4 protein-coding genes are annotated in these 3406 nt (G+C 56.6%); 2 read left to right on the top strand and 2 right to left on the bottom strand.

Translation table 11 applies throughout. The features are described from left to right. Both fdhF and AACS24_RS06880 read right to left on the bottom strand, forming a co-directional pair. A partial coding sequence (gene fdhF, locus AACS24_RS06885) for a formate dehydrogenase subunit alpha (protein WP_258223124.1) occupies window positions 1–1755 on the bottom strand: 1755 nt, incomplete at its 3' end. A gap of 46 nt (window positions 1756–1801) precedes the next feature. Then, window positions 1802–2401, bottom strand: coding sequence for a 4Fe-4S dicluster domain-containing protein (locus tag AACS24_RS06880; RefSeq protein ID WP_108572823.1), 600 nt, complete (start codon window positions 2399–2401; stop codon window positions 1802–1804). A gap of 157 nt (window positions 2402–2558) precedes the next feature. Here AACS24_RS06880 and AACS24_RS06875 point away from each other — a divergent pair, with 157 nt between their 5' ends. Next, a complete protein-coding gene (locus AACS24_RS06875) occupies window positions 2559–2885 on the top strand; it encodes a hypothetical protein (protein ID WP_146181471.1) in 327 nt (108 codons plus the stop codon). Between the two features lie 243 nt (window positions 2886–3128). Then, window positions 3129–3406 (top strand): hypothetical protein (locus AACS24_RS06870; RefSeq protein WP_146181470.1); only part of this gene is annotated, 278 nt, incomplete at its 3' end.

Raw genomic sequence — 3406 nt, 5'->3', positions numbered from 1 at the left:
GTAGTGACCCACCTCGCGCACGGTGGAGAGCACCAGCGGGTACTCCGCACAGGGCTGCTCCAGCGGCGGCCGCCACTCGGAGGCAATCAGCTGACCCTTGCCGCTCGGGGTAGTGAACACATTCCCCTCGAACAGGGTACTGGTGCCCGGGTGATCCTCGGTCGGACAGGGCCACTGCACGCTCTTGAGATCGGCCATCTTGTCGTAGCTGACCCCGGCGTAGAGCGGGCAGAGCGCACGCATCTCGTCCCAGATCTCTTCGGTGTTGTGGTACTCCATGGGATAACCCATGGCGGTCGCCATCAACGAGAAGATGGCCCAGTCCGGCTTCACGTTCTCAGGGGGCGTCACCGCCTTGTAGAAACGCTGGAAGCCGCGATCCGCCGAGCTGTAGACCCCTTCATGCTCGCCCCAACTGGTGGCGGGCAGAATGACGTCGGCCATCTCGGCGGTCTGGGTCATGAAGATATCCTGCACGATCACCAGCTCCATCCCCGCCAGAGTGCGACGGAACTGACCGAGATCTGCCTCGGTCTGGGCCGGATCTTCACCGAAGATGTAGAAGGCCTTGCACTTGCCCTCCTCCACCTTGTGGCCAAGCTCGGTCAGGCGGTATCCCGGTTTCTGGGAGAGCGACTCCACGCCCCACGCCTTGGCAAACTTGGCGCTGATGGCGGGATCGGCCACCGACTGATATCCCGGGAACTGGTGGGGCAGCATCCCCATATCACAGGTGCCCTGCACGTTGTTCTGACCACGTACCGGCCCGCAGCCGGTGCCGCGGCGACCAAAGTTGCCGGTCAGCAGCGCCAGACCCGCCAGCCCCTTGACCACGTCCACTGCCTGACCGTACTGGGTCACCCCCATGCCCCACAGGATCATGGAAGCAGGCGACTCGGCATAGGTGCGAATGGCGGCGCGGATATCGGCGGCTTTGAGGCCGGTGATCCCCTCGACATATTCCGGAGTGTACTTGGCCACCGTCGCCTTGAAGGTCTCGAACCCTTCGGTGTAGTTGGCGACAAAGGCCTTGTTGTAGAGCCCTTCGTTAATCAACACGTTGGCGAAAGCGTTAACCAGCGCCATGTTGGAACCGTTTTTGAGCGGCAGCCACTGATCGGCGATACGGGCGGTCTCCACCATGCGGGGATCACACACAATCACCTTGGCCCCGTTTGCCTTCGCCTTGAGGATATGGCGGGCGACGATGGGGTGAGAGTCAGCAGCGTTGTAACCAAACACCAGCAGGCACTTGGTCTCTTGAATTTCGGGAATGGCGTTGCTCATGGCGCCGTTGCCTACAGTTGTCTCCAGACCGGAGACTGAGGGTGCGTGTCACACCCTCGCGCAGTGATCGACGTTGTTCGTCCCAATCACCGCACGGGCAAATTTCTGCATCACATAGTTGGCTTCATTGCCCGGGCCACGGGCAGAGCCGGTGGTCATGATGGCGTCCGGGCCATATTTTGCCTTGATGGCAGAGAGACGGCTGCTGGCGAACTCGATCGCTTCATCCCAGGAGACCGCTTCGAACTTGCCACCGCGCTCGCGGCGGATCATCGGGCTCTTGAGACGGGGGGTCAGCAGGTTGGTGTCGTTCAAGAAATCCCAACCGTAATAGCCTTTGAGGCAGAGCTGCCCCTCGTTGGTCCGGCCGTTGGCGCCTTCGGCCCCCACCACCTTGTCGTTTTCAACCAGCAGGTTGATTTTGCAACCGGTGCCGCAATAGGGGCACACGGTAATGACTTTTTTCATGACTCACACTCTTGTTTGTTAACGAAAAACGGCTCGGCAAGCCCGCTCACACCCGCGCCGGCATCGCCAGCAGTGCCTCGGCACTGGCCAGCTGCTTCTGCCGGTTCAGGGTTTCAAGATGCTCCGGCGTGACCAGCCGCAGCGCCTGGGTCGGACACACCTCGACACAGGCCGGGCCCGCCTCACGGTGACGGCAGAGATCGCACTTGAGCGCCTGCGCCTTGGTCTGCGGACGCTTGAAGAGCGAATCGGCAGCCGGAGGCACCTCTTTGAGCACCACCGCCATGGCGCCGTAAGGACAGGCCACCACGCAGGACTTGCAGCCGATGCAGCGCTCCTGCAACACCTTGACGCAACCATCCTCGCTGACGATGGCATTGTTCGGGCAGGCCATGGCGCACGGCTTGTCTTCACACTGGCGGCAGAGCACCGGCGTGGTCACCTTGCTGCCCACGATCACCTTCAGGCGCGGCTGAAAGTAGCTGTCCTTGGAGACCAGATGTCCATCCTCGATGGCAAGATGCAGGCCGCCCTCCCGCTCAAGGGTCCCGCTGCAAGACCCTGACTGGTGTGAAACGGCGCAGGCCACCTCACAGGTACGACACCCAATACAGAGACTGGGATCTGCAATCACGAAGCTGTTCATAGAGAGGGATCCTAAATGGTTCGTTACACCGGGCCGCCCGCCGACAGGCAAAGAGGCGGCCAGCCCCCCACAAAGCATTTATCAGACCAAAACGGGCCAAGGGCGCGATAAAAATTCACAAGCAACTGAAAATAAAGAAGTAATTAGAAAGAATAACGTGCTGATTGCCACCCCTTACGAGGGTGACGACGGGGTGGGAAGTGTGATCGACACGACAAAAGTGACGAGCTCGACACCGGCTGACCAACCCCTGCCCCAGTCGTGTGACAGAGACGTTCAAAGGAGTTTGCAGCCAGGAACGGCCGTCCCAAACCGGGCAAGCGGAGGAACGACATCCGGGGAGAAAAGCCATAGCAAGGGCCAAAAATGGGCTGTACAGCACGCCAAAGCCGCTTGGGGCGATGGCAAGTTGTTTGGTTTTGCTATCTATCCGGCAGGATATCATCAAGCAAAACCGAACAAAAATGAGCCGATTATTGACTGATTTGTTGAGCCAGAGCCGGTTTTAGGCCCCTGCCCCTTCAGTTTTCTATCCCTCCGGTTAATATGTGCCAGTTGGCAACCAGCTCCGTTGGGGTCGTTTTTATGAAGATAGGAAATAAATAGGACAGATTAAAAAAGCAAAATGAACCTCTGACATCTAGGAAGTAAGTGAGGATAGCAAAATAGACTCCCTAGCCATATAAATAATCTTTGAACCTGACATATATAAATATGGAGATAATCAGTGAAACTATATAAGCAGGACGATGGCTTTCTGGAACACATGGTTAAGATATCAACGATCCTAAGTTTAGGCTTTGGTGTCTGGGCATATTTCAGCACTATTCACCCTGTATTTGAGAAAGAAAAAGAGTTACAACAAGCAAAAATTGAAAATCAATCTCTTATCTCTACAAAAAATGAATTAACCAACCAAATAAAAAACTTAAACGGTAAGATTATCGAGCATCAAAAATCGATTTCTTCGCTGAATGTTCAAGAATCTAAACTTAGCTTATTGAT

Source organism: Aeromonas sp. HMWF016, assembly GCF_963878195.1.
Lineage (GTDB): Bacteria > Pseudomonadota > Gammaproteobacteria > Enterobacterales > Aeromonadaceae > Aeromonas > Aeromonas lacus.
Note: the sequence above shows the minus strand (reverse complement) of the source record. Positions and strands in the feature narration are given on the sequence as shown.

Bases quoted from the DNA above. Each gene is read 5' to 3' on its own strand.
- AACS24_RS06880 (WP_108572823.1), bottom strand. From the start codon at position 2,401: ATGAACAGCTTCGTGATTGCAGATCCCAGTCTCTGTATTGGGTGTCGT.